This window comes from Pseudomonas sp. 86_A, from assembly GCF_017491705.1.
Taxonomy (GTDB): Bacteria; Pseudomonadota; Gammaproteobacteria; order Pseudomonadales; family Pseudomonadaceae; genus Aquipseudomonas; species Aquipseudomonas koreensis.
The window spans coordinates 459,988-483,663 of sequence record NZ_JAFGYS010000001.1 but is presented as its reverse complement, the minus strand read 5'-3'; the positions used below and the strand labels follow the sequence as shown (position 1 = coordinate 483,663).

At 57.7% G+C, this 23,676-nt stretch carries 23 protein-coding genes, 1 tRNA gene and 5 pseudogenes; 25 read left to right on the top strand and 4 right to left on the bottom strand.

Annotated features, from left to right (window positions below):
- Nucleotides 1–16: 16 nt before the first annotated feature.
- Genes rbsK through J5M57_RS02385 form a run of 3 tightly spaced genes read left to right on the top strand, consistent with a single transcriptional unit; the run spans nucleotide 17 to nucleotide 2,408 of the window.
- Nucleotides 17–934, top strand: coding sequence for a ribokinase (gene rbsK, locus J5M57_RS02395; RefSeq protein WP_207848821.1), 918 nt, complete (start codon nucleotides 17–19; stop codon nucleotides 932–934).
- The gene (gene rbsD, locus J5M57_RS02390) at nucleotides 931–1,335 is read left to right on the top strand and encodes a D-ribose pyranase (protein WP_064588303.1); all 405 of its coding nucleotides are present in this window, start codon (nucleotides 931–933) and stop codon (nucleotides 1,333–1,335) included. The genes rbsK and rbsD overlap by 4 nt, the downstream gene beginning before the upstream one ends.
- 44 nt (nucleotides 1,336–1,379) lie before the next feature.
- Entirely contained in the window at nucleotides 1,380–2,408 is a 1,029-nt protein-coding gene (locus J5M57_RS02385; RefSeq protein ID WP_064588300.1) for a nucleoside hydrolase, read from the top strand.
- Nucleotides 2,409–2,441: 33 nt separating this feature from the next.
- On the opposite strand, the gene J5M57_RS02380 is transcribed toward J5M57_RS02385, so the two are convergent.
- The gene (locus J5M57_RS02380; RefSeq protein ID WP_169843678.1) at nucleotides 2,442–2,654 is read right to left on the bottom strand and encodes a hypothetical protein; all 213 of its coding nucleotides are present in this window, start codon (nucleotides 2,652–2,654) and stop codon (nucleotides 2,442–2,444) included.
- Between the two features lie 132 nt (nucleotides 2,655–2,786).
- On the opposite strand from J5M57_RS02380, the gene J5M57_RS02375 reads away from it, so the two are divergent.
- Together J5M57_RS02375 and J5M57_RS02370 are read left to right on the top strand one after the other, a co-directional pair.
- The gene (locus tag J5M57_RS02375; protein ID WP_064588298.1) at nucleotides 2,787–3,092 is read left to right on the top strand and encodes a hypothetical protein; all 306 of its coding nucleotides are present in this window, start codon (nucleotides 2,787–2,789) and stop codon (nucleotides 3,090–3,092) included.
- Nucleotides 3,093–3,260: 168 nt separating this feature from the next.
- Nucleotides 3,261–3,578: an I78 family peptidase inhibitor gene (locus J5M57_RS02370; protein ID WP_064588296.1), complete on the top strand. Its 318-nt coding sequence runs from the start codon at nucleotides 3,261–3,263 to the stop codon at nucleotides 3,576–3,578.
- 72 nt (nucleotides 3,579–3,650) lie between these two features.
- On the opposite strand, the gene J5M57_RS02365 is transcribed toward J5M57_RS02370, so the two are convergent.
- Together J5M57_RS02365 and J5M57_RS02360 are read right to left on the bottom strand one after the other, a co-directional pair.
- A complete protein-coding gene (locus J5M57_RS02365) occupies nucleotides 3,651–3,863 on the bottom strand; it encodes a cold-shock protein (protein ID WP_003179963.1) in 213 nt (70 codons plus the stop codon).
- Between the two features lie 292 nt (nucleotides 3,864–4,155).
- Entirely contained in the window at nucleotides 4,156–4,455 is a 300-nt protein-coding gene (locus J5M57_RS02360; RefSeq protein ID WP_135296196.1) for a hypothetical protein, read from the bottom strand.
- A gap of 381 nt (nucleotides 4,456–4,836) precedes the next feature.
- Between J5M57_RS02360 and thrS the strand changes: the two genes are divergently transcribed.
- The 11 genes and pseudogenes from thrS (at nucleotide 4,837) to J5M57_RS02305 (ending at nucleotide 13,784) form a co-directional block, all read left to right on the top strand.
- Nucleotides 4,837–6,759, top strand: a complete 1,923-nt coding sequence (gene thrS, locus J5M57_RS02355; RefSeq protein WP_169843680.1) for a threonine--tRNA ligase — start codon at nucleotides 4,837–4,839, stop codon at nucleotides 6,757–6,759.
- Complete coding sequence (gene infC, locus J5M57_RS02350) at nucleotides 6,759–7,310, top strand: translation initiation factor IF-3 (RefSeq protein WP_169843736.1); 552 nt, start codon at nucleotides 6,759–6,761, stop codon at nucleotides 7,308–7,310. The genes thrS and infC overlap by 1 nt, the downstream gene beginning before the upstream one ends.
- A 60-nt stretch (nucleotides 7,311–7,370) precedes the next feature.
- Nucleotides 7,371–7,565, top strand: coding sequence for a 50S ribosomal protein L35 (gene rpmI / locus J5M57_RS02345; RefSeq protein WP_002553160.1), 195 nt, complete (start codon nucleotides 7,371–7,373; stop codon nucleotides 7,563–7,565).
- A gap of 28 nt (nucleotides 7,566–7,593) precedes the next feature.
- Nucleotides 7,594–7,950: a 50S ribosomal protein L20 gene (gene rplT, locus J5M57_RS02340; protein WP_007913489.1), complete on the top strand. Its 357-nt coding sequence runs from the start codon at nucleotides 7,594–7,596 to the stop codon at nucleotides 7,948–7,950.
- A gap of 109 nt (nucleotides 7,951–8,059) precedes the next feature.
- On the top strand, nucleotides 8,060–9,076 hold the full coding sequence (pheS, locus tag J5M57_RS02335) for a phenylalanine--tRNA ligase subunit alpha (protein ID WP_003226365.1): 1,017 nt from the start codon (nucleotides 8,060–8,062) through the stop codon (nucleotides 9,074–9,076).
- A 26-nt stretch (nucleotides 9,077–9,102) separates the two neighbouring features.
- Nucleotides 9,103–11,481: a phenylalanine--tRNA ligase subunit beta gene (pheT, locus tag J5M57_RS02330; RefSeq protein WP_207848822.1), complete on the top strand. Its 2,379-nt coding sequence runs from the start codon at nucleotides 9,103–9,105 to the stop codon at nucleotides 11,479–11,481.
- A 3-nt stretch (nucleotides 11,482–11,484) separates the two neighbouring features.
- Nucleotides 11,485–11,787 (top strand): integration host factor subunit alpha, encoded by a 303-nt coding sequence (gene ihfA / locus J5M57_RS02325; RefSeq protein WP_002553164.1) that lies wholly within the window; start codon nucleotides 11,485–11,487, stop codon nucleotides 11,785–11,787.
- Nucleotides 11,768–12,124 (top strand): MerR family transcriptional regulator, encoded by a 357-nt coding sequence (locus J5M57_RS02320; RefSeq protein ID WP_003179985.1) that lies wholly within the window; start codon nucleotides 11,768–11,770, stop codon nucleotides 12,122–12,124. The genes ihfA and J5M57_RS02320 overlap by 20 nt, the downstream gene beginning before the upstream one ends.
- A gap of 88 nt (nucleotides 12,125–12,212) precedes the next feature.
- A tRNA-Pro gene (locus J5M57_RS02315) sits at nucleotides 12,213–12,289 on the top strand.
- A gap of 124 nt (nucleotides 12,290–12,413) precedes the next feature.
- Nucleotides 12,414–12,722, top strand: a pseudogene (locus tag J5M57_RS02310) (hypothetical protein); the annotation flags it as partial.
- Nucleotides 12,697–13,784, top strand: a pseudogene (locus J5M57_RS02305) (minor capsid protein). The pseudogenes J5M57_RS02310 and J5M57_RS02305, both read left to right, overlap by 26 nt.
- A gap of 5 nt (nucleotides 13,785–13,789) precedes the next feature.
- Here J5M57_RS02305 and J5M57_RS02300 read toward each other — a convergent pair.
- Nucleotides 13,790–14,314, bottom strand: a complete 525-nt coding sequence (locus J5M57_RS02300) for a hypothetical protein (protein ID WP_207848823.1) — start codon at nucleotides 14,312–14,314, stop codon at nucleotides 13,790–13,792.
- Between the two features lie 136 nt (nucleotides 14,315–14,450).
- On the opposite strand from J5M57_RS02300, the pseudogene J5M57_RS02295 reads away from it, so the two are divergent.
- The 9 genes and pseudogenes from J5M57_RS02295 to J5M57_RS02255 form a co-directional block, all read left to right on the top strand.
- Nucleotides 14,451–15,085, top strand: a pseudogene (locus tag J5M57_RS02295) (hypothetical protein); the annotation flags it as partial.
- 9 nt (nucleotides 15,086–15,094) lie between these two features.
- Nucleotides 15,095–15,265 (top strand): annotated as a pseudogene (locus J5M57_RS02290) (phage tail protein); the annotation flags it as partial.
- A 9-nt stretch (nucleotides 15,266–15,274) separates the two neighbouring features.
- Entirely contained in the window at nucleotides 15,275–16,024 is a 750-nt protein-coding gene (locus J5M57_RS02285) for a phage minor tail protein L (protein WP_207848824.1), read from the top strand.
- A gap of 1 nt (nucleotide 16,025) precedes the next feature.
- Nucleotides 16,026–16,790: pseudogene (locus tag J5M57_RS02280) on the top strand (C40 family peptidase).
- An 849-nt stretch (nucleotides 16,791–17,639) separates the two neighbouring features.
- Complete coding sequence (locus J5M57_RS02275) at nucleotides 17,640–17,966, top strand: hypothetical protein (protein WP_207848825.1); 327 nt, start codon at nucleotides 17,640–17,642, stop codon at nucleotides 17,964–17,966.
- 2 nt (nucleotides 17,967–17,968) lie between these two features.
- Entirely contained in the window at nucleotides 17,969–18,367 is a 399-nt protein-coding gene (locus J5M57_RS02270) for a hypothetical protein (RefSeq protein WP_207848826.1), read from the top strand.
- 72 nt (nucleotides 18,368–18,439) lie between these two features.
- Nucleotides 18,440–19,000, top strand: coding sequence for a tail assembly protein (locus tag J5M57_RS02265; protein WP_207848827.1), 561 nt, complete (start codon nucleotides 18,440–18,442; stop codon nucleotides 18,998–19,000).
- 536 nt (nucleotides 19,001–19,536) lie between these two features.
- Nucleotides 19,537–20,046 carry a KilA-N domain-containing protein gene (locus J5M57_RS02260; protein ID WP_039772320.1) on the top strand — a complete coding sequence of 170 codons (510 nt, stop codon included), beginning with the start codon at nucleotides 19,537–19,539 and terminating at the stop codon, nucleotides 20,044–20,046.
- A 60-nt stretch (nucleotides 20,047–20,106) separates the two neighbouring features.
- Nucleotides 20,107–23,673, top strand: coding sequence for a phage tail protein (locus tag J5M57_RS02255; RefSeq protein ID WP_207848946.1), 3,567 nt, complete (start codon nucleotides 20,107–20,109; stop codon nucleotides 23,671–23,673).
- The last annotated feature ends 3 nt before the right edge of the window (nucleotides 23,674–23,676 follow it).

Sequence of the window (23,676 nt, the reverse complement as noted above, 5' to 3'; positions counted from 1 at the left end):
TGACGAGTAGCGATGTATGCCAGCAAATGTAGTGGTAATAGGCAGCCTGAATATGGATCTGGTGACCCGGGCGCCGCGGCTGCCCAAGGGCGGTGAAACGCTGATCGGTCATTCCTTCGCCACCGTCTCTGGCGGCAAGGGCGCCAATCAGGCAGTGGCTGCTGCGCGCCTGGGTGCGCAGGTCGCGATGGTTGGCTGTGTGGGCAACGATGATTACGGCGTGCAATTGCGCGATGCGTTGCTGGCCGAGCAGATCGATTGTCAGGCAGTGAGCACCGTGGAGGATACCAGTGGCGTGGCGCTGATCGTCGTGGACGACAACAGCCAGAACGCCATCGTGATTGTCGCCGGTGCCAACGGTGCAATGACACCGGCGGTGATCGATCGCTTTGACGCCGTGCTGCAGGCCGCCGACGTCGTGATTTGTCAGCTCGAGATCCCCGATGCAACGGTGGGACATGCGCTGAAGCGTGCACGTGAGCTGGGCAAGACCGTGATCCTCAACCCGGCGCCGGCCAGCCGTCCGCTGCCGGCAGACTGGTTTGCCGCCATCGACTACCTGATTCCCAATGAAAGCGAAGCCGCTGCATTGAGCGGGTTGCCCGTGGATTCGCTGGACACCGCACAAAGCGCGGCCAGCCACCTGATCGCCATGGGCGCAGGCAAAGTCATCATTACCCTCGGTGCGCAAGGCTCGCTGTTCGCCAATGGCCAGGGCTTCGAGCATTTCCCAGCACCGAAAGTCAAAGCGGTCGATACCACGGCGGCGGGGGATACCTTCGTTGGCGGGTTTGCGGCAGCGCTGGCCAGTGGCAAATCCGAAGCCGAAGCCATCCGTTACGGGCAGATTGCTGCCGCGTTGTCTGTGACCCGGGCCGGCGCGCAACCTTCCATTCCAACCATGTCCGACGTACAGGCGTTCAAACCCGCATGAAAAAGACACCTCTACTCAATGTCGCCTTGTCGCGGCTGATCGCCTCCCTGGGGCATGGCGACATGGTGGTCATCGGTGACGCCGGGCTGCCGGTGCCACCGGGTGTTGAATTGATCGATCTGGCGCTGACCCACGGTGTTCCGGATTTCGTCAGCACCCTGAAAGTCGTGCTCAGCGAGATGCAGGTGGAAAGCCATGTGCTGGCCAATGAGATCCTCGACAAGCAGCCAACGGCGTTGAGCGCGCTGGATGAGTTGCAAGAAGAGGGTGCCCTAGGTCGGCGCGATCTGCTGACGCATGAGCAATTCAAGGTCCTCAGCCGACAGGCACGGGCGATTGTTCGTACCGGCGAATGTCAGCCGTACTGCAACATCGTGCTGGTGGCCGGCGTTACGTTCTAACCGGGTTTCGACCCTTACATTTTCATCAGCACAAGGAATGCGCCATGCACCGCTATGCTCAAAAACTGCACCAATTGCTTCGGAGTCTGCTGCTTTTGTCTTTTATCTCCGCCACCGGCGCTCAGGCCGCTGAAAAGATCGACCTGATCATCGACACCGATCCCGGTGCTGACGACGTGGTCGCCTTGCTGTTCGCCCTGGCCTCGCCGGACGAACTGAACATCCGTGCATTGACCACCGTGGCCGGCAACGTGCGCCTCGACAAGACTTCGCGCAACGCACGTCTGGCCCGTGAGTGGGCAGGGCGCGAGGACGTGCCGGTCTATGCCGGTGCGCCGAAGCCGCTGATGCGCACGCCGATCTATGCCGAGAACATCCATGGCAAGGAAGGCCTGTCGGGTGTCACTGTGCATGAACCGAAAAAAGGCCTGGCCGAAGGCAATGCGGTCAACTACCTGATCGACACCCTGAAAAATGCCAAGCCGCACAGCATCACCATCGCCATGCTCGGCCCACAGACCAACCTCGCGCTGGCGCTGATCCAGGAGCCGGAGATCGTCAACGGCATCAAGGAAGTGGTGATCATGGGCGGTGCGCACTTCAATGGCGGCAACATCACCCCGGTAGCTGAATTCAACCTGTTTGCGGACCCGCAAGCGGCGGAAGTGGTGCTCAAGAGCGGCGTGAAACTGACCTACCTGCCGCTGGACGTGACCCACAAGATTCTCACCAGCGACGCCCGCCTGAAGCAGATTGCCGCGCTCAACAACAATGCGAGCAAGATTGTTGGCGACATCCTCAACGAGTACATCAAAGGCGACATGGAGCACTACGGCATCCCGGGTGGCCCGGTGCATGACGCTACCGTGATCGCTTACCTGCTCAAGCCTGAGCTGTTCACCGGTCGCTCGGTGAACGTGGCCATCGACAGCCGTGAGGGCATCACTTTCGGCCAGACCGTGGTCGACTGGTACGACGGCCTGAAGCAACCGAAAAATGCATTCTGGGTAGAGAACGGCGACGCTCAGGGCTTCTTCGATCTGCTGACCGAACGTCTCAAGCGCTTGAAGTAAGGCTGCGACCCGCAGGTGCCAGCCTGCGGGTTTTTACTCTTTCTCGGCGGCCTGCGTGGCCTTGTGCTCATGCTGATAGCGCTCCAGCACCTGGGCGATAAACGTCTGTGCGCCTTGGGTTCCCATCGTCTTGACCAGCAGCTCGATGCTGATCAGCGCCAGCTCTTCTGGACTGCCCGGGCTATACGAACTGTGCCCCTTCGGCCATAGAACCTTGATGTCGGCGGTAATGCTTACGGTGCTCATGAGTGCGCTCGAAAAGTCGGGAATGTCTGAGAGCGAGTTAACCACTTTGTCGGGCGTTTGGCACTGCGACTTAGGCATGAGCGCGACGCTATGCGACACTTGGTCTTTTCCGGCTGAACCAAGGAATGTGCTGTGCAAATCGATTTGAACACCCCCGACGGCCTGACACTTGAGGCTGTGCGCCAGTTACTGGCCTCGGCCAGTGATGATGCGCACACGCAGCTGCGTGTGACCAAGGGTGGGATTGCTTATATTTCTTCTGGTGTGACGGGCGGTCAGGACATTGATGGCTTGCTGTTTCGGCTGGAGACATGGGCCAAGGGCTCGGGTTATGTCGGCAACGTCGCGGCCAGTGATGAAGTCTGGGTCATGCAGATTTTCAATGCGCTGAAGGATAACTGGCCGAATCCGCCGTTCGATTACATCGACGTCTACTGAGCTTCGTTAATATTCGGTGACGATTGTCTGAGGATGCGCTGCCCGCGCTTCAGGCAGACTCAGCGTTTTTCCGGATCGTGGGGCAGGGTGATGGCATGCGCTGTGAAACCAAACGCCGGATTGGCGGTCGCACGATCTCAGCTTAACCATTTGAAAGAAGGAGGCTTCATGCCTTTGAAGTTCGCGTCTCTGGGTGCACTTATGGCCGTCGCCATGTTGGCCGGTTGCAGCACAACCTCCAGCGAGTCGGCAAAGGATCCTGTGGCGACCGATGCCGGTCATAGCCGCTGTGAAGCAAAGGCAGCGGAATTTGCCATCGGTAAAAAAGCTTCGCCGGAACTGCTCGATCAGGCTCGCGTCAAGGCTGGCGCGCAAAACGCCCGCTTCCTCAAGCCGACCGACATGATCACTCTGGAGTATCGTTCCGATCGCTTGAACCTGAATACAGACGCCAATCTGGTGGTCACCCGCGTCAACTGCGGCTGATCGCAGAAAGCTTTTGCTGCAGGCATAAAAAACCCCGTCACATGGACGGGGTTTTTTTAGTGCGCCGGGAAATTACTCTGGGCGAACTTGTGCAGCTTGCATACCCTTTTGGCCTTTCTCAGCCACGAAAGAGACGGTCTGGCCTTCTTTCAGGCTTTTGAAACCGTCGGATTCGATAGCTTTGAAGTGTACGAACAGGTCGTCACCGCCACCTTGAGGAGTGATGAAGCCGAAGCCTTTTTCATCGTTGAACCATTTAACGGTGCCGGTTTGGCGATTAGACATGGTGTATCTCCAAGAAACATATATTTTCAGTAGTACTGTGCTGCTCAGGCCAACTGGGCACACCCGGGTATCATAGTCGAAATGTTCGCTTTGGTAGCCCCCCGGACGTGCTGTTTGCTTTCATATTGCATCGATTTCAACCTCTGAAATGTCTGCAAGCCCCGGTTTCAGTGGCTTTCAGCCGAAAGAAGAGGGTGTAAAAAAAGCTATAAAACCTGCGTAAATTATCGATTTCGGGGTCTTTTTGGCGGTTTTTGGCCTGCTGGACGCCCGAAAAAACATTCGTCAGCGCTTATTTCTGCACTCGGCAAACCGAGATTTCTTTCAGTGCGCGCTGACCCAGTTCGGCAGTTGGCGGCGTTTTTGGATCCATCAATTGCGAAATTTCTTGAGTGGTGAATTTCTTCTCCAAAACATCTGCGCCGCATGCGCAGTGCTTGTTCGCTTCGGCTGGATTGACGCTTTTGCTGGCTGCGCTGGTGCAGTCGCTCATGTATTTGGCTTTGACGCCGGCAGGCCACGCAGCGTTGGCGCTCAGCGGCAGCAGCAGGGCCAGCGGGGCCGCGAAAGCAAAAAGTCGGATAAGGCGCATGTCTGAAACTCCTGGTTTGATATCGGCGACGATTCTCAGCTTATTTGAGGCAAAGCGTATATCCCAAGTTCACTTTGCACCGCAAAAATGCGCGAATCACCGGCACATCAATTCGATGACGTCGATGGCCGCTCATCTGTGCTAGCATGCCCGGCTCAAGCGCTCTCAGGCTCCGGACGGCCTTCAGCCCCGGCAGCGGTCAGCGTGCGAAAAAACCTGATTTGAATCCCAGTCACTCTGGTTCGGTTTTCCGGTTGGCCGCAAGGCTCCTGCCGCTGTAAGGCAGGCGTTCGTCATTGAATGGCCTGGATCGGATCTTGTACTGGCTCATCCCAACCCACGTGACCTTTGGTAGGGGTCACCACTAGGAGAGGAGGCGCCATGCCAACTATTACTCTTCCCGACGGCAGTCAACGTTCATTCGATCACCCGGTTTCCGTAGCTGAGGTCGCCGCATCCATTGGTGCAGGTCTGGCCAAGGCCACCGTGGCCGGCAAGGTCAACGGCAAGCTGGTCGACGCCTGTGACATCATCGACTGCGACGCGACGCTGCAAATCATCACGCCAAAGGATGAAGAGGGGCTGGAGATCATTCGCCACTCTTGCGCGCACCTGGTTGGCCATGCAGTCAAGCAGCTGTACCCGACGGCCAAAATGGTCATCGGTCCGGTCATCGATGAAGGCTTCTATTACGACATCGCTTTCGAGCGTCCTTTTACTCCGGACGACATGGCCGCCATCGAACAGCGCATGCATCAGCTGATCGATAAAGATTACGACGTCATCAAGAAAGTCACTCCGCGCGCCGAAGTGATCGAAGTGTTCAAGGCTCGCGGCGAAGACTACAAGCTGCGCCTGGTCGAGGACATGCCGAACGAACAGGCCATGGGTCTGTACTACCACGAAGAATACGTCGACATGTGCCGCGGTCCGCACGTGCCGAACACCCGTTTCCTGAAATCCTTCAAGCTGACCAAGTTGTCCGGTGCCTACTGGCGCGGTGATGCCAAGAACGAGCAGCTGCAGCGTGTCTACGGCACCGCCTGGGCTGACAAGAAGCAGCTGGCGGCTTACATCCAGCGCATCGAAGAAGCGGAAAAACGCGATCACCGCAAGATCGGCAAGCGCCTGGGCCTGTTTCACACCCAGGAAGAAGCGCCGGGCATGGTGTTCTGGCACCCGAATGGCTGGACCCTGTACCAGGTGCTCGAGCAGTACATGCGCAAGGTGCAGCGTGACAACGGCTACCTCGAGATCAAGACCCCGCAAGTGGTCGATCGCAGCCTGTGGGAGAAATCCGGGCACTGGGCCAACTACGCCGACAACATGTTCACCACCGAGTCGGAAAGCCGCGACTACGCCATCAAGCCGATGAACTGCCCGTGCCACGTGCAGGTGTTCAACCAAGGCCTGAAGAGCTACCGCGAGCTGCCGATGCGTCTGGCCGAATTTGGTGCCTGCCACCGTAATGAGCCATCGGGCGCGCTGCACGGCATCATGCGTGTGCGTGCGTTCACCCAGGATGACGCCCACATCTTCTGCACTGAAGAGCAGATGCAGGCCGAATCCGCAGCGTTCATCAAGCTGACCATGGATGTTTACCGCGACTTCGGCTTCACCGATGTCGAGATGAAACTGTCCACTCGTCCGGAAAAACGCGTGGGTTCCGACGAATTGTGGGATCGCGCCGAAGCGGCACTGGCTGCAGCCCTTGATTCCGCTGGTCTGCCGTACGATCTGCAGCCAGGTGAGGGTGCGTTCTACGGTCCGAAGATCGAGTTTTCGCTGAAAGATTGCCTCGGTCGTGTGTGGCAGTGTGGTACCTTGCAGCTCGATTTCAACCTGCCTGTCCGTCTTGGCGCCGAATACGTCTCCGAAGACAACAGCCGCAAACACCCTGTGATGTTGCACCGTGCGATCCTCGGTTCGTTCGAGCGTTTCGTCGGGATTCTGATCGAGCACTACGAAGGTGCGTTCCCTGCGTGGCTGGCGCCAACCCAGGCTGTGATCATGAATATCACTGATAAACAGGCAGATTTCGTCGCTCAGGTTGAAAAAACTCTCAACGAAAGCGGATTTCGTGCCAAGTCCGACTTGAGAAATGAAAAGATCGGCTTTAAAATCCGCGAGCATACTTTGCTCAAGGTTCCCTATCTTTTGGTTATCGGAGATAAGGAAGTCGAGATGCAGACTGTCGCTGTGCGTACTCGTGAAGGTGCTGACCTGGGCTCGATGCCCGTCGCCCAGTTCGCTGAGTTTCTCGCGCAAGCGGTTTCCCGGCGTGGTCGCCCAGATTCGGAGTAATTATTATTAAGCGTGAAATGAGACAAGATAAACGAGCTGCACCGAAAGCCCCGATCAACGAGAATATCTCGGCACGCGAGGTTCGGTTAATTGGCGCTGATGGCGAGCAGATTGGCATCGTCTCGATTGATGAAGCGCTTCGTATTGCTGAAGAAGCAAAGCTTGATCTGGTAGAAATCTCTGCTGACGCAGTCCCACCGGTTTGCCGGGTGATGGACTACGGCAAATCGATCTTCGAAAAGAAGAAGCAGATTGCAGCAGCGAAGAAAAACCAGAAGCAGATTCAGGTAAAAGAAATCAAGTTTCGTCCAGGGACGGAGGAAGGGGATTACCAGGTAAAACTGCGCAACCTGGTACGTTTCCTGAGTGACGGGGACAGGGCCAAGGTATCCTTGCGATTCCGCGGCCGTGAGATGGCCCACCAGGAGCTGGGGATGGAACTCCTCAAGCGGGTTGAAGGTGACCTGCTCGAGTACGGTTCGGTCGAACAGCATCCTAAGATGGAAGGACGCCAGCTGATAATGGTCATCGCCCCGAAAAAGAAGAAGTAATCAACAGGGCACGGCAGGCCTTCTGATTATGTTTATCAACTGAATGCGGAGTATCCGAACATGCCAAAAATGAAAACCAAAAGTGGTGCTGCTAAGCGGTTTCTGAAAACTGCTAACGGTATCAAGCACAAGCACGCTTTCAAGAGCCACATCCTGACCAAAATGTCGACCAAGCGTAAGCGTCAACTGCGCGGTAGCAGCTTGCTGCATCCGTCTGACGTGGCAAAAGTCGAGCGCATGCTGCGCCTTCGTTAATTTTAGTCAAGAATAGAGGAAGTAACTCATGGCTCGTGTAAAGCGTGGCGTCATTGCCCGTAAGCGTCACAAAAAAATTCTGAAACTTGCTAAAGGCTACTACGGCGCACGCTCCCGCGTATTCCGTGTTGCCAAGCAAGCGGTAATCAAGGCAGGCCAATACGCCTACCGTGACCGTCGTCAGAAAAAACGTCAGTTCCGCGCTCTGTGGATCGCTCGTATCAACGCTGGTGCTCGTGTTAACGGTCTGTCCTACAGCCGTTTCATCGCTGGCCTGAAAAAAGCGTCCATCGAGATCGACCGTAAGGTTCTGGCTGATCTGGCAGTGAACGAAAAAGCGGTGTTTGCTGCGATTGTCGAGAAAGCTAAAGCCACCTTGGCTTAAGTACCCCCGACAATCACCCGGCCTCACTTCCGTGGGGTCAGGTGGTAAACGTCTTAAATAGGGGAAGAGCCTTCAAGCTCTTCCCCTATTTTGTATCTGGAGTCTGTACATGGAAAACCTGGATGCGCTGGTCTCTCAAGCACTAGAGGCTGTGCAAAGCGCTGAAGATATCAATGCCCTGGAGCAAATCCGGGTTCAATACCTTGGCAAGAAGGGTGAATTGACTCAGGTGATGAAGACCCTGGGGAATTTGCCGGCAGAAGAGCGTCCGCAAGTCGGCGCGCTGATCAACGTTGCCAAGGAACGTGTCACAGGCGTTCTCAATGCGCGCATGGCTCTGTTTGAAGAAGCCGAACTGGCTGCCAAACTGTCTGCCGAATCCATTGACGTGACGTTGCCGGGCCGTGGCCAGACCTCCGGTGGTCTGCATCCGGTAACCCGGACTCTGGAACGTGTCGAACAGTTCTTCACCCGCATTGGCTACGGCATCGCCGAAGGCCCTGAGGTCGAAGACGATTATCACAACTTCGAAGCGCTCAACATCCCAGGCCATCACCCGGCCCGGTCGATGCATGACACCTTCTATTTCAATGCGAACATGCTGCTGCGCACCCATACCTCGCCGGTACAGGTCCGCACCATGGAGTCCAAGCAGCCACCGATCCGCATCGTCTGCCCAGGCCGTGTGTATCGCAGCGACTCCGATATCACCCACTCGCCGATGTTCCACCAGGTCGAAGGCCTGCTGGTCGATCGCGACATCAATTTCGCCGATCTCAAAGGCACCATCGAAGAATTCCTGCGGGTGTTCTTCGAAAAAGAGCTGGCCGTACGTTTCCGTCCTTCGTACTTCCCGTTCACCGAGCCATCCGCTGAAGTCGACATGGAATGCGTGATGTGCAGCGGTAAAGGCTGCCGCGTCTGCAAGCAGACCGGCTGGCTGGAAGTCATGGGCTGCGGCATGGTGCACCCGAACGTGCTGCGCATGTCCGGCATCGACCCGGAAGAGTTTTCCGGCTTTGCCTTCGGCATGGGCGTCGAGCGTCTGGCGATGCTCCGTTACGGCGTGAACGACTTGCGTCTGTTCTTCGACAACGACTTGCGGTTCCTCGCGCAATTTCGCTAGTCGTAACGAATTCTTAGGAGAGCAGGATGAAATTCAGTGAACAATGGCTGCGTGGCTGGGTTAGCCCGCAGGTGAGTCGCGACGAGCTGGTTGCTCGTCTGTCGATGGCGGGTCTGGAGGTCGATAGCGTGACCCCGGCCGCCGGTGTATTCAGCGGCGTTGTAGTGGGCGAGGTGCTGAGCACCGAGCAGCACCCTGACGCCGACAAACTGCGTGTGTGCCAAGTCAGCAATGGCGCGGAAACCTTCCAGGTCGTGTGCGGTGCGCCAAACGTGCGTCCGGGTCTGAAGATTCCGTTCGCCATGATCGGTGCCGAGCTGCCGGGCGACTTCAAGATCAAGAAGGCCAAGCTGCGTGGCGTCGAGTCCAACGGCATGCTCTGCTCGCAAGCCGAGTTGCAGATCGGTGAAGGCAACGATGGTCTGATGGAACTGCCGGCCGATGCGCCGGTGGGCGAAGACTTCCGCGTGTATCTGGACCTGGAAGACGCCAGCATCGAGGTCGACCTGACCCCGAACCGCGGCGACTGCCTGTCGCTGGCCGGTCTGGCCCGTGAAGTCGGCGCGCTGTATGACGCTCCGGTCACCCGTCCGGTGGTCATGGCCATTCCTGCCGTGCACGATGAAGTGCGTTCGGTGGAGGTGCTGGCGCCTGCCGCCTGCCCGCGTTACCTGGGCCGCGTTATCCGCAACGTAGACCTGTCCAAACCGACCCCGCTGTGGATGGTTGAGCGCCTGCGCCGCGCCGAAGTGCGCAGCATCGACGCTGCCGTCGACATCACCAACTACGTGATGCTCGAGCTGGGTCAGCCGCTGCACGCCTTCGATCTCGCCGAAATCAATGGCGGCATCCGTGTGCGCATGGCTGAAGAGGGCGAGAAGCTGGTTTTGCTCGACGGTCAGGAAGTCAGCCTGCGTAACGATACGCTGGTGATTGCCGACCACACTCGCGCTCTGGCAATTGCCGGCGTGATGGGTGGCGAGCACAGCGGCGTGTCCGCGACCACGCGCGACGTATTCCTCGAAAGTGCGTTCTTCGACCAGATCGCTGTGGCTGGCAAGGCGCGTTCCTACGGCCTGCACACCGACGCTTCGCACCGTTACGAGCGTGGCGTGGACTGGCAACTGGCCCGTGAAGCCATGGAGCGCGCCACTGGCCTGCTGCTGGAAATCACCGGCGGCGAAGCCGGCCCGATCATCGAAACTGTCAGCGAGCAGCACCTGCCGTCGATCGCGCCGATCACCCTGCGTGCGCAACGCATCACCCAGATGCTGGGGATGGAAATGGATTCGGCGCAGGTCGAGCGTCTGCTCAGCGGCCTGGGTTTGAATATTTCCGCTGACGGTGCAGGGCAGTGGCGCGTAGAAGTGCCAAGCCATCGCTTCGATATCAGCCTGGAAGTCGATCTGATCGAAGAGCTGGCGCGTCTGTACGGCTACAACCGCCTGCCGGTCCGTTACCCGCAAGCGCGTCTGGCGCCACAAGCCAAGGTTGAAGCGCGCAGCGAATTGCCTGAACTGCGTCGTCTGCTGGTTGCCCGTGGTTATCAGGAGGCGATCACCTACAGCTTCATCGATCCGAAGCAGTTCGAACTGTTCAATCCGGGCGTCGAGCCGCTGTTGCTGGCCAATCCGATTTCCAATGACATGGCTGCCATGCGCTCGTCGCTGTGGCCGGGTCTGGTCAAGGCGTTGCAGCACAACCTGAACCGTCAACAGGATCGCGTGCGTCTGTTCGAAAGCGGTCTGCGCTTCGTCGGTCAACTGGAAGGCCTGAAGCAAGAGCCGATGCTGTCGGGTGTTGTCTGTGGCAGCCGCCTGCCGGAAGGCTGGGCGCAAGGTCGCGACACGGTCGATTTCTTTGACGTCAAGGCTGACGTTGAAGCGGTGTTGGGCTTTGCCGGTGCACTGGATTCCTTCACTTTCGCCCCGGGCAAACACCCGGCGCTGCACCCGGGTCAAACCGCGCGCATCGAACGTGACGGGCGTGAAGTCGGCTTTATTGGTGCAATCCACCCTGAGTTGTCCAAAGCACTGGGCCTGGATCGTCCGGTGTTCGTCTTTGAGCTGGTTCTGGCGGAAGTGGCGTCCGGAAAAATGCCGCAATTCCACGAGTTGTCGCGCTTTCCTGAAGTGCGTCGTGACCTTGCATTGATCGCGCACAAAGACGTCGCGGCCTCGGCCGTGCTGGACGTAATCCGTGAAAATGCAGGCGAATGGCTCACGGATCTCAGGCTGTTTGACGTGTATCAGGGTAAAGGTATTGATCCTGATAGAAAAAGCCTTGCAGTTGGCTTGACCTGGCAGCATCCATCGCGCACTCTTAATGACGATGAGGTGAATTCGACGACGCAAAATATCCTCACCTCGCTCGAACAAAGGTTGAACGCCACGTTAAGGAAGTGACGTATGGGGGCTTTGACGAAAGCTGAGATGGCGGAACGTCTGTATGAAGAGCTGGGCCTGAACAAGCGGGAAGCCAAGGAATTGGTTGAACTGTTTTTCGAGGAAATCAGGCACGCTCTTGAAGACAACGAGCAGGTCAAATTGTCCGGTTTCGGCAATTTCGACCTTCGGGACAAACGCCAGCGGCCTGGCCGCAACCCGAAAACGGGGGAAGAAATCCCGATCACGGCTCGCCGTGTGGTCACCTTTCGTCCAGGGCAGAAGTTGAAGGCCCGAGTTGAGGCTTATGCTGGAACCAAGTCATAACGACGAACTACCCGTCATCCCGGGCAAACGCTACTTCACCATTGGTGAAGTCAGCGAGCTGTGTGCGGTAAAACCACACGTGCTGCGCTACTGGGAGCAGGAGTTTCCTCAACTCAACCCCGTCAAACGCCGCGGAAACCGCCGGTATTATCAGCGCCAGGATGTGCTGATGATCCGGCAGATCCGCGCGCTTCTTTACGATCAGGGGTTTACCATCGGCGGCGCACGCCTGCGTTTGTCCGGCGATGAAGCCAAAGACGACACCACCCAATACAAGCAAATGATCCGCCAGATGATTGCCGAGCTTGAAGATGTACTGGTGGTTCTCAAGAAATAAAAAGCTGCGTTTGAATACTTCCAGTTTTCAAACGCTTGCGATATATTCTTGAGCGCTCTTCGAGATGAAGAGCAGGTTTCAGACCAGTCGGGGCGTAGCGCAGTCCGGTAGCGCACTAGCATGGGGTGCTAGGGGTCGAGTGTTCGAATCACTCCGTCCCGACCATATATTTCAATGACTTAGCCGCTTTCGAGCGGCTTTGTCGTTTTTGCCATAGTGACTTTTCGAGTGACCTTGGCCTTTTCTTCACGCTTCCCTCCTTTTCAGAGTCGTCAGCGCTGGTGCGCGCGAGTCGGTTACCCGGGCGATCATGTGGTGCTGCACCTACATGGGCGTCGACGATGCGAAGGTCGCCCACCAGATCAATCAGGAGTTCGTGGAGCTGACGGCAGATCCGCAAATGATCACCGCATTGGTTGGACTCTGGCAGAACGGCGGCTTCGCCAAAGCGGACCTTCGGGCATACCTCCGCAAATTGGGCCTGATTGCGCCTGAACGCACAGACCAGCAAATCGATGGCGAGCTGGCAGAGCAGAGCGACGGGGTGGGCCTGGACGACGAGGACAAAGTAGATGGTGGCAAACCAAACAATCCTTGACGCCACGATCCGGCACGCGGTCTTCCTCGAAAAGCTGAAGGCTGGGGAGGTCGGCAAGTTTGCGCCCTTCCTGAAGGAGATCGACCGCTCGATTCGCGACCGGCTCACCCAGTCGGATCTGACCGAGTACAACGTGAAGCGGCTGGAGCGTTGCTGAAAGAGGTCGACAGTCTGTTGCTGGGCATCTTCGACCGCTACACCGCGCAATTGAACCTCGACCTGATCGACATCGCCAACTACGAGGCTGAATTTGAGGCGTCGAGCCTGGCCCGGTCGGCGCCGGTGGGTGTCTCGTTGGATGTGGTTGCGACCACGGCGGCGGCTATCCGCACCGCGGTGCTGACCAATCCCCTCAGTGTGCGCGGCACCGGTGGCGGCAAGCTGCTGAAGTCGTTCATCAAGGGCTGGACCAGTGCCGAGCGCGAGCGCGTCACCGGCACGATCCGGCAGGGCTTCTTCGAAGGGCAAACGAACTTCCAGATCATCCGCAACATCCGCGGCACTAAGCTGGCCGGATACAAGGACGGCATTCTTGCGACCACCAACCGCAACGCAAGCACGGTCGTGCATACCGCAATCCAGCATGTGTCGTCTCAGGCGCGCATGGAGGTGGCCAAGGCCAATACGGACATCGTGTCCGAAGTCGAGATGGTCGCCACGCTGGACAGCAAGACCAGCCAGCAGTGCCGGTCGATGGATACACGACGGTTTCCGGTCGATTCCGGTCCGAGGCCACCGTTTCACCCCAATTGCCGTACCACGTTCGTCCTGCTGACCAAGCTCAGTGAGATGTTCGCTAAGGGCGCTACCCGGGCGGCGGTGGGCGCAGGTGGAGCAGGGCAAGTCAGTGCGAGCTTCGCCTATTACCACTGGCTTCAGCTACAGCCTGCATCGTTTCACGATGTGGCAATCGGGCTGGTGCGGGCACAGCTTTTCCGCGAGGGCGGTCTGAGTGTTGAGCGCTTCGCGGAGCTGCAGCTTGATCGCAACTTTGCGCCGCTCACTCTTGCGCAGATGAAGGCTGTAGAACCTCTGGCTTTCGAAAGAGCATCGCTTTCATAAGTATTTCATCGTTGGCATTTAGCTTTCTGGTCCCGAAACTTGTCCATTAGGCCAAAGAACTGAATCGGCCATTCGGTCATGGCAATTTTGCTTTGCAGTGCAACTGCATCGACCTCAGCTTTGCTCTGGACATCCAGCATCGCTTTCACGGCGATTGTCACTTTGAGCGCTGAATTAGCCATTTCTGGCGGTGCATATGCAATTAACTCAAATCCCGAACGAATGACTTTCTCTGCATCAGGTCTCGATTCAGCGAAGGACAGCTTTTCGTTGGCCCCTCTACTGATTAAGTCTGCAATATTTCCCAGAAATACCTCGGTTTTTTCTCGAATTTTCATTTCTTGATTATCAATTCTTTGGATACAGCTCTGAGCAACGACCTGCTTCGTAGATTCGTGGCTGGCAAACCATGTTAGCCCCGCTCCGACAGCTGCCACCAAGCCCGTTATGAATGCTGCGTATATGGCCTCAGATGTCCGGTTTTTTTCTGTAGCGCCGTTATTTGCCTTAATTCGAAATACACGTCTCATCTTTTTCTCGTTGCTGAGTGGTTCTGCTCTCTGGGGCAGCTCATACAGCCTAACGGTCAATTTTTAAATTCCCACCGCTTCGGCGGTTTTTTTATGCCTGCAAAGCGGGCATCACATACCCAAGGGGTGCATCAACGTGGCAGAAGAAAACGAAATCGACCTGGAAAACCCGGCAATCAAGGCCGCTATCGCGACTGCCGTTGAGGCTCCGTATCTGGTCTGAAAACCAAGAACTCCGAATTGCTGGGCAAGCTGAAGGAAACCACCGGCAAGCTGACGCAGTTTGAAACCCAGTTCGAAGGCATCGACATCGACGCCGTCAAAGGCTTGCTCAGCCGGGCCGGCCAAGACGAAGAAACCAAGCTGCTGACTGAGGGCAAGGTGGACGAAATCTTCAATCGACGCACCGAGCGTTTGCGTGCGGACAACGACAAGCAGTTGAAGGCCCTCACCACCCGAGCAGAGAAGGCCGAAGCATTCGCCGCCAAGTTCCAGTGCAAAGTACTGGGCGACTCGGTACGCGGGGCAGCACTCAAGGCCGGCGCACTTCCTGAAGCAACGGACGACATCATCCTGCGCGCCAAGGGCGTGTTCTCGCTGAACGAAGAGGGCGAAGCGGTCGCCGTTGATGAATCCGGCCAGGTCATCCTCGGCAAAGACGGCAAGACCCCTCTGACCCCGGTCGAATGGGCGGAATCACTGCGCGAAAGCGCACCTCATCTGTGGCCAAGGGCTTCAGGGACACAAGCCCCGGGCGGGGGTGGCGGCCAAAAGACCACGGTGCTGGAGATCATGAAGTTCCTCGACCGGCACGCCGGCGCGAAAGCGTTTCTCTGGACAACGCCGCTCGGCGAACTCGGCCTGTTCACCTGCAAAAATCCCGCTCCCACACCAATGGGCGGCGGAGTCTTCAAACTCACCGCCACGTTCGAGCGGGCATTCCAACCATAAGGGGCAATCATGCCGCTGATCAGTGATATCCAGGTGCTTGAGCCTGGCAGCGAAGTGCTGCTCTTTGAATTGGACTGCACGGACTATGGCGCGGACGTGCTGCACTTCCACGGGCACGCGATACCGCACACGGCGGCCGAGCTGATTGCCGCAGGCGACAATGCCGACCAACTGCCGGCGAAGGCGATCTACTGGCAGGGCAACGAGTACAGCGCCTGGCCGATGCAGATCGACGGCATTGAGGCAAACGGTGACGGCACAGCCGTTCGGCCCACGCTGTCGGTCGGCAACGTCAACGGGCGCATCACCGCGCTCTGTCTGGCGTTCGAGGATCTGCTCGAGTTCAAGCTGACGATGCGTCACACGCTGGGCACCTACTTGGACGCGGCGAACTTCCCGGCCGGCAACCCAAAGGCAGACCCAACCCAAGAGACGATCGAGGTCTGGTACATCGACCAGAAAACGAACGAGGACGGAGAAAACGTCAGTTGGGAGCTTGCCAGCCCGGGCGATGTCGGCAACGAGTCGATTGGGCGGCAGGCCACGACCCTCTGCCACTGGTGCCTCACCGGCGGCTACCGCGGGCCGAACTGCGGCTACACCGGCCCGTACATGACCAAGGATGGCGTCGTAACCGATAACCCGGAATTGGACGAGTGCGACGCAACACTGGGTAGGGGCTGCATCCCACGCTTCGGCGAGGGCAACCCGCTGTCTTTCGGCGGCTTCCCGGCCGTTTCGCTGATCGCACGGAGCTGATGTGCGTAAACACATTTTGAACGCGATCCAGGCGCACGCGGCGGCCGAGTACCCGAAAGAGTGCTGCGGCCTGTTGATCGCCGTGGGCCGCAAACAGCAGTATTACCCGTGCCGCAACATCTCGACCGAGCCGAACGAAGAATTCCGGATCGACCCGGAGGAATACGCGGCAGCGTAGGACCTCGGCGAGGTGATCGGCGTGGTGCACTCGCATCCGGATGCCACCAGTCGCCCGTCACCGCGCGACCTGGCCATGTGCGAGGCGACGGCCATGCCGTGGCACTTCCTCAGTTGGCCCGAGGGCGATCTGCGAACCATCACACCGTCCGGCGAGGTGCCGCTGCTGAAGCGGCCCTTCGTCCACGGCGCGTGGGACTGCTGGCAGGTCTGCGCCGACTGGTACAAGCGCGAGTGGGGGCTGGAGTTCGAAGCCTTCAAGCGCGCCGACGGCTGGTGGGAGAGCAAAGACAACACCAGTCTGTACGAGGCGAACTGCGAAGCCGCCGGCTTCTATCGGGTCGACCAGCCGCAGCGCGGCGACATGATTGTGATGGAGGTGGGACGGACGGTTTACCCGAACCACGCCGGGATTTTTCTCGGCGCCGATCCAGCGTTGTCCGGCGAGGATGCCGCGACCTTCGGCCCCGGCCCGTTTGTGTTGCATCACTTGTATGGCAGGCCGTCGGAGGTCATTGTTTTCGGTGGCCCGTGGCTGGACCGAACACGCCTGATTCTCAGGCACAGGGGGGCAGGATTAAGCACATAATGTCGAAGAGTTTTCCGTGGTGGAGGCAAAGACCGTCGAATGATAATCTCATTTTTTTCAGACGATGAATCGCAATGCTCGACAAGCTTCTAACTACTGCACTTGCATGCGCTGTTTTGCTCAGCTCCCCATCTGCAATGGCTTGGACTGATGACGGTGGGAAGATAGTTTTTAGTCGTGGCGAAATAGACCATTGTTCGCAACTAGCCCTCGACGCTGGCGCGATAATGCTCGGCAGGCAGGCAAATGAGCCGCCTTATTTTGATCGAGACCAATATGAAGTGCCATCAGCGGCGAGAAAAAGCATGCGGGAAAGTTTGTCACGAATGGTGCTTACCTACCCCGTACGAGACACTGCTGAAGAAAGGCAGAACGATCTTAAGGACTTTATGAAGTCGGCGAAGCTGATCTGCATAAAAGCCTATATGGAGTCGGTTCCTGCGAGCCCTCACGCACATACAGCAGCACCCTGACCCTTTCGGTGCACAAATTTTTGCACGCTTCCAGCGGGTGTTACATTGCCAGCATTTCCACAGGAGTGAACTGAATGAAATTGATCGTAGGGGCGTTGGCGGTAGCGCTGTTGGCGGGGTGTTCTCCAAAGAGGCAACCACTCGATAATCGTGACCCTTGCCTAGATTCGGCCCCCCTGAAAGCTCAGGTTTTAAAGCTTGCTTAGATCGTCGAGCCCAAGCTCTGAAGGACCTGCTTGAGGGCACTGGTAGAAAACAGTATCAAATAGTTTTCGATGAGAAGGTCGATCCCTGACTCGAAACCACAAGCGCAACTGTAATTGGTATTGGAGCAGTAGCGCTGCGTGCTTCAGCCGATCTGCAGTCGGAGCCGTAAATGGAGCTGTTTCGCTTAAACGAACTCTTTTTCGAGCACAATTGCGTAGCTGCGATGAATCTCGAAATGGTGGATTTCAAATACAACCTCACGCTGACTATGTCTTCCTCGGAAGACCCAGAGACAGAGGGTGTAACGGCTGTTTTTCATGACGTCAGCGCACTGAACCTAAGCGGTTTCGGTGGCGGACTGACCCAATTCATGGACCTCGTTGTGACTCGCATCGACGATGGTCTGGATAAAATCAGGTACGAGCTGAGGGATATTGAGAACGAAAAAATCTCGTTCTATTTCTTCACCTTCACCATGCGAGACCACAAGGAGTAAATATGCGGATTTTGATAGGAGCGCTGGCGTTGGCGCTGTTGGCGGGGTGTGCAACTTCGCCGGTGCCATCTGGAAAGGCTGACCCTGTGCCGAGCTCGCGCCTGTTCGCGTATCAGAAGCCGGCCTCCGGTGACGCAGTCTTGATCGTTACCCGTGATTCCGGTTTTGTCGGTAGCGGCTGCAACACATCCGTGAGCATCGACGGGCGAAAAGCTGCCGAGATTGGTTCTGGTGAAACTGCAAAGTTCTACGTCGCCGCCGGTGAGCACATCGTCGGCGCATCATCATGCGGTAGCGGGCTTAAAGAGCGAGAAGCCAACATAAAGACTGGTGCAACAAAGAAATTCAGGATATCCATCGACTCATCAATGAGCATGGATTTATCACCCACGATGCAATGACAAAGCCGCCCACGGGCGGTTTTTTTATGACCGGAGAAAGCTGTGGCAGCGACGGCAAGCAACAACCCAGCCATGACGACCATTCTTCTTTCAGGCCCGCTTATTAAGCTGTTTGGTCGTGTCCATCAGCGCGAGCTTGGCAGCAAGTCCGTTGGCGAGGCATTCAAGGCGTTGAAGTGCACCATCGAAGGATTCGAAGGCGCCATTAAAGATCTTGAGCGCAAAGGGATGCGTTTTGCGATTTTCAGAAACCGGAAAAACGTGGCTGAAAAAGACTTCGGCCTCGGCGGTACCCAAGAGATTCGTATCGTCCCCGTCATTTCCGGTAGCAAGCGAGCGGGCCTTCTTCAAACGATCATCGGCGCAGTTCTGGTCGTGGCCGGCTCGTACTTCGGCCAGCCCTGGGCTGTGCAGTTGGGTGCTGGACTGGTGGCTGGTGGCGTGATTCAGATGCTCAGCCCTCAAGCGAAGGGCCTCAAGCAAAGCGCTTCCCCGGAAAACGCACCGTCCTACGCCTTCGGCAGCGGCAAGAACACCACGGCCAGCGGCAACCCGGTACCGATCTGCATCGGCGAACGCCGGTGGGGTGGGATGATCATCTCGGCCTCGATCTTGGCCGAAGACAAAGTGTGATCCATTGACAAGTTGACCCATTGTCGGTACTTTTCAGGCAATGTGGACATTTTAGTAAGTAGGGCGCTTAAAGGCGCTTTTTTTGTGCCTGCTGAAAAGCGCTCGGTGGGGGCTTTGACAAAAAGTAGGGAAAAATGGCACCATTTCGCCATGATGTGACAGAAGTATCTAAAGCGCCTTGAGCGCTTTTTTTGTGTCCGAAAGTACGCGCCCCCGAAGTTGTTCGGACCTGTCGCCGCCCGACTCACACAAACCTTATACGTTCCAGAAATACAGTTATTGGCGTTTGAGATCGAAAATTCTCACCAGCGCCGAGACAGAAAATAGTCGGGAAACCGACACCCTGAACCGGAAATGATCGACAGGTCATCCGGGCAGTAAATAAGCCTCGGAAGCGCTTCTGCGCACCGGGGCTTTTTTGTGCCCAAGAATCCCTAAGGGGATACCCGTGCAGGCTAGGTTCGCTACCGAAAAGGGTCGGTTTCGCTCCGCCTACGCCTCTGCCTGCACAACTTTCCAGGCGGAAGGAGCTCACCATGAACAACGTCATCCCATTTCACTACGAAGGTCAGGCTGTCCGCTTTAATAGCGAGGGCTGGATTAATGCCACTGATGTGGCGAAGCGATACGGTAAAAAGCCCGTTAAATGGCTCGAACTCACCAGTACGAAAAACTACATGGCGGCACTGTCGCGACACCTTGGTTTTGATGTCCGTAATTCGGACTTCAAATTGGTGGAGACATCTAGGGTCAGAGGGATGGCGGGTACTTGGTTGCACCCCAAACTTGCCGTCGCTTTCGCTCGTTGGTTGAACGATGACTTTGCGGTGTGGTGCGACCTGCATATCGATGCATTGTTACGAGGCGAGCTGAATGAAAAACAGCAGTTTGATCGAGCGTGCAAAAGGCTGGGTGAAGCGCAAGCCGTTGCAAGCCTTAGCGGAAAGGAGCTCGCCAAATTTCGGTGGAAGAAGCCTGGACTTGTTCATGATGTTGAGTATTGGCGTGATCAGCTGCAGCTCACTTTAGGGCTCGACGCTGCATAGCGCACCAGCAACAACAAGATGCCCGCCATTGAGCGGGCTTTTTTTCGCCTGGAGGAAAGCATGGGCGCAGCGGAACAGATCGAGATTTACGGTGAGAAGGGCGGCAGCAGCAAGCCGAAATCGCCGGTCGAAGCCAGCGACAGCCTGCGCTCGACCAACCTGGCGAAACTGCTGATCGCCGTAGGCGAGGGTGAGTTCGACAGCGTCCCAACCGATTACGACATCTACCTGGACAACACGCCGATCCGCGATGCCAGCGGCAACTACAACTTCCCGAACGTGAAGTGGGACTGGCGCCCGGGCTCGGTAGATCAGACCTATATCCCAGGCATTCCGTCGGTGGAGAATGAGACCTCGCTGAACATCGAGTTGCGCAGTGATGCGCCGTGGGTGCGCTCGATCAGCAACACCCAGTTGTCGGCGGTGCGCATGCGCCTGGCGTGGCCGGCGCTGCAACGGTCCGATGATGAAGGAAATGTCGGCGGTTACCGTATCGAGTACGCGATCGACGTCGCCACCGATGGTGGCGCCTATCAGCAGGTGCTGGTGGACGCCGTCGATGGCAAGACCACTACGCGTTACGAGCGCTCGCGCCGTATCGATTTGCCGGCCGCCACCACTGGCTGGCAGATCCGCGTGCGCCGCCTGACGCCGAACCAGAACAGCAACAAGGTCGCCGACACCATGCTGGTGGCCGGCTACACCGAAGTCATCGACGCAAAGCTGCGCTATCCGAACACCGCGCTGCTCTACATCGAATTTGACGCCGAGCAGTTCACCAACATTCCGGCCGTGACGGTGAAGTGCAAAGCCCGGCGCTGGATGGTGCCGAGCAACTATGACCCGATCTCCCGGACCTACACCGGTACGTGGGACGGGTCGATGAAGTCGGCCTGGACCAATAACCCGGCGTGGATCACTTACGGGATCTGCACCGAAGAGCGTTTCGGCCTGGGCAAGCGCATCAAACCGTTCATGGTCGACAAGTGGGAGCTGTACCGGATTGCCCAGTATTGCGACCAACTGGTGCCGAACGGCTTGGGTGGAACCGAGCCACGCTTTCTCTGCGACATGAACTTGCAGGGCAAGGCCGACGCCTGGTCGCTGCTGCGTGATATCTCGGCGATCTACCGGGGCATGACCTACTGGGCGCAGGGCCAGCTAGTGATGCAGGCCGACATGCCGCGCGCGCAGGACTTCGACTACGTCTTCACCCGGGCCAACGTGATCGACGGCAAATTCTCCTATGGCAGCGCCTCGGCAAAGACCCGGTACACCCGGGCACTGGTCAGCTACGACAACCCGGCCAACAACTACGACACCGACGTCATTCCGTTCGCGGATCTGGAACTGCAGCGCCGCTACGGCGACCGGCCGACCGAGCTGAGCGCCATCGGCTGCACCCGCGCTTCCGAGGCCCAGCGCCGCGGCAAGTGGGCGATCTTGAGCAACAACCAAGACCGCACCGTATCGTTCAAGACTGGCATGGAGGGCGTTATTCCGCTGCCTGGTCACATCATTCCGGTGGCTGACTCGCTGCTGGCCGGGCGGGAGGTCGGCGGGCGGATCTCGTCAGCGGCTGGCCGCGTGGTGACGCTTGATCGCGATACCCAGGCCAAGGCCGGCGACCGGTTGATCATCAACCTGCCGGGAGGCCGCGCCGAGGGCCGCACCGTGCAGAGCGTCAATGGCCGTGCCGTTACCGTGACTGTCGCCTACAGCGAGCCACCGGTCGCGCAGCTGCAATGGGCGCTCGACGCCGATGATTTGGCGATCCCGCTATACCGCGTGCTGCGCACCAAGCGCACCACCGAGGGCGACTTCGAAATCAGTGCGCTGCAGTTCGAGCCGAGCAAGTTCGCTCACATCGATACCGGCGCGCGCCTGGAAGAACGGCCGATCAGCGTGATTCCGATCACCGTCGTACCGGCGCCGGCGAGCGTGAGCCTCACATCGACGTCGTCGGTGGTGCAGGGCTTGGCAGTGGCCACCATGACCATCAGTTGGCCCGCCGTGGATGGCGCAGTCGGCTATGACGTGGAATGGCGCAAGGACAGCGGCAACTGGATCAAGGTCCAGCGTACCGGCATGACCAATGTGGACGTCGTCGGCATCTACGCCGGTGTCTACGTGGCCCAGGTGCGGGCGGTAAGTGCGTTCGATATCTCGTCGCAATGGCGCAATTCGATCCTGACCAACTTGAAGGGTAAGCAGGGGCTGCCGCCGGCGCTCAGCTATCTGACGGCAACGCCGCTGTTGTTCGGCATCTACCTGAAGTGGGGTTTCCCTGCTGGCGCGGAGGATAGCCAGCGGACTGAAATCTGGTATGGACCCACGACGCAGCTTGATGCGGCAACGAAGCTGACAGACCTGGTCTATCCGCAAAGTGACTTCTCCATGCTCGGCCTTCGCGCTGGCGTGACGTTCTACTTCTGGGGACGGATCGTCGACAAAATCGGCAACATCGGGCCGTGGTATCCGATCGGCATGGGTGTGCAGGGGCAGTCGAGCGCGGATGCGGCGGCAATTCTGGAGATGATCGCCGGCGAGATCGGCCGCACGGAGTTGGGTCAGGATCTGCTCGACGAAATCGACAAGATCCCCGGCCTTCAGGCTCAGATCGATGCGCTCGACGGATTGAAGGGTTACGACCCAGAAGCCACCTATGAAGAGTACGACCTGGTGGTGCAGGGCAAGCGTATTTATCAGGCTACCGGCCCGGTACCAGTCGATAAACCACCGCCAAACCCGCTCTACTGGCTGGACGTTGGTCAGACGGTGGGAACGGTAAATGGCCTTGCTCAGCAGGTGGCGACAAACACCGCCGAGATCATTGAGATCGATGGCGTTGTTACTGCCCAGGCCACGGCCTTCGAAGCCCTTCGCGCCTCTTATCGAGACGACGACGGCGCAGGCGATCTCGCGGACGCGATCAAAAGCTACACCAGCACCGCTTCGCTTGCGTCCGAATCGAAGGTTCGAGCCTCCGAGAACGAGGCAATGGCAAGGCGCGTAACGACGTTCGACGCGAAAATCGGAGAGAACGCGGCGAACATCACCGAACTGGAAGAGGTGGTGGTTACAAATCAGCAAGCCACTGCGCAGCAGTTGAGCCAGCTGAGCACCACTGTAGGAAACCAACAAACGGCGATTGAACAGAACACGTCGATCGTCAACGACGTGAATGGAAAGATCACCGCAAGTTGGTCGGTGAAGATGCAGTACAACTCAGGCACTGGCCAGTACATCGCAGCGGGTATTGGTCTCGGCATTGAGAATACTGCTGCTGGATTGCAAAGCCAGTTTCTCGTCGCAGCTGACCGGTTTGCCATCGTCAATACGATTGCCGGCGGTGCCATCTCGGTGCCGTTTGCGGTTCAGGGTGGGCAGGTGTTCATGAACTCGGCGTTTATCGCCGACGGAACGATCACCAACGCCAAGATCGGCAGCTACATCAGCTCCACCAATTACATCGCCGGCCAGCAAGGCTGGATTCTCAACAAAGACGGAACGCTTGAAATCAACGGCATCGTGCCAGGTCAGGGGCGACTGGTGATTAACTCGCTGAACGTTTCGGTTTATGACGCCAACAACGTGCTGCGCGTTCGTCTCGGCTATTTGGGGTGATAA

Bases quoted from the DNA above. Each gene is read 5' to 3' on its own strand.
- rplT (WP_007913489.1), top strand. From the start codon at position 7,594: ATGGCTCGTGTAAAGCGTGGCGTCATTGCCCGTAAGCGTCACAAAAAA.
- J5M57_RS02380 (WP_169843678.1), bottom strand. From the start codon at position 2,654: ATGAGCACCGTAAGCATTACCGCCGACATCAAGGTTCTATGGCCGAAG.
- J5M57_RS02265 (WP_207848827.1), top strand. From the start codon at position 18,440: ATGACGACCATTCTTCTTTCAGGCCCGCTTATTAAGCTGTTTGGTCGT.
- J5M57_RS02370 (WP_064588296.1), top strand. From the start codon at position 3,261: ATGCCTTTGAAGTTCGCGTCTCTGGGTGCACTTATGGCCGTCGCCATG.
- J5M57_RS02300 (WP_207848823.1), bottom strand. From the start codon at position 14,314: ATGAGACGTGTATTTCGAATTAAGGCAAATAACGGCGCTACAGAAAAA.
- J5M57_RS02285 (WP_207848824.1), top strand. From the start codon at position 15,275: ATGCCGCTGATCAGTGATATCCAGGTGCTTGAGCCTGGCAGCGAAGTG.
- ihfA (WP_002553164.1), top strand. From the start codon at position 11,485: ATGGGGGCTTTGACGAAAGCTGAGATGGCGGAACGTCTGTATGAAGAG.
- pheT (WP_207848822.1), top strand. From the start codon at position 9,103: ATGAAATTCAGTGAACAATGGCTGCGTGGCTGGGTTAGCCCGCAGGTG.
- J5M57_RS02260 (WP_039772320.1), top strand. From the start codon at position 19,537: ATGAACAACGTCATCCCATTTCACTACGAAGGTCAGGCTGTCCGCTTT.
- thrS (WP_169843680.1), top strand. From the start codon at position 4,837: ATGCCAACTATTACTCTTCCCGACGGCAGTCAACGTTCATTCGATCAC.
- J5M57_RS02255 (WP_207848946.1), top strand. From the start codon at position 20,107: ATGGGCGCAGCGGAACAGATCGAGATTTACGGTGAGAAGGGCGGCAGC.
- J5M57_RS02320 (WP_003179985.1), top strand. From the start codon at position 11,768: ATGCTGGAACCAAGTCATAACGACGAACTACCCGTCATCCCGGGCAAA.
- rpmI (WP_002553160.1), top strand. From the start codon at position 7,371: ATGCCAAAAATGAAAACCAAAAGTGGTGCTGCTAAGCGGTTTCTGAAA.
- pheS (WP_003226365.1), top strand. From the start codon at position 8,060: ATGGAAAACCTGGATGCGCTGGTCTCTCAAGCACTAGAGGCTGTGCAA.
- J5M57_RS02360 (WP_135296196.1), bottom strand. From the start codon at position 4,455: ATGCGCCTTATCCGACTTTTTGCTTTCGCGGCCCCGCTGGCCCTGCTG.
- J5M57_RS02365 (WP_003179963.1), bottom strand. From the start codon at position 3,863: ATGTCTAATCGCCAAACCGGCACCGTTAAATGGTTCAACGATGAAAAA.
- J5M57_RS02385 (WP_064588300.1), top strand. From the start codon at position 1,380: ATGCACCGCTATGCTCAAAAACTGCACCAATTGCTTCGGAGTCTGCTG.
- J5M57_RS02270 (WP_207848826.1), top strand. From the start codon at position 17,969: ATGCGGATTTTGATAGGAGCGCTGGCGTTGGCGCTGTTGGCGGGGTGT.
- J5M57_RS02275 (WP_207848825.1), top strand. From the start codon at position 17,640: ATGGAGCTGTTTCGCTTAAACGAACTCTTTTTCGAGCACAATTGCGTA.
- rbsK (WP_207848821.1), top strand. From the start codon at position 17: ATGCCAGCAAATGTAGTGGTAATAGGCAGCCTGAATATGGATCTGGTG.
- rbsD (WP_064588303.1), top strand. From the start codon at position 931: ATGAAAAAGACACCTCTACTCAATGTCGCCTTGTCGCGGCTGATCGCC.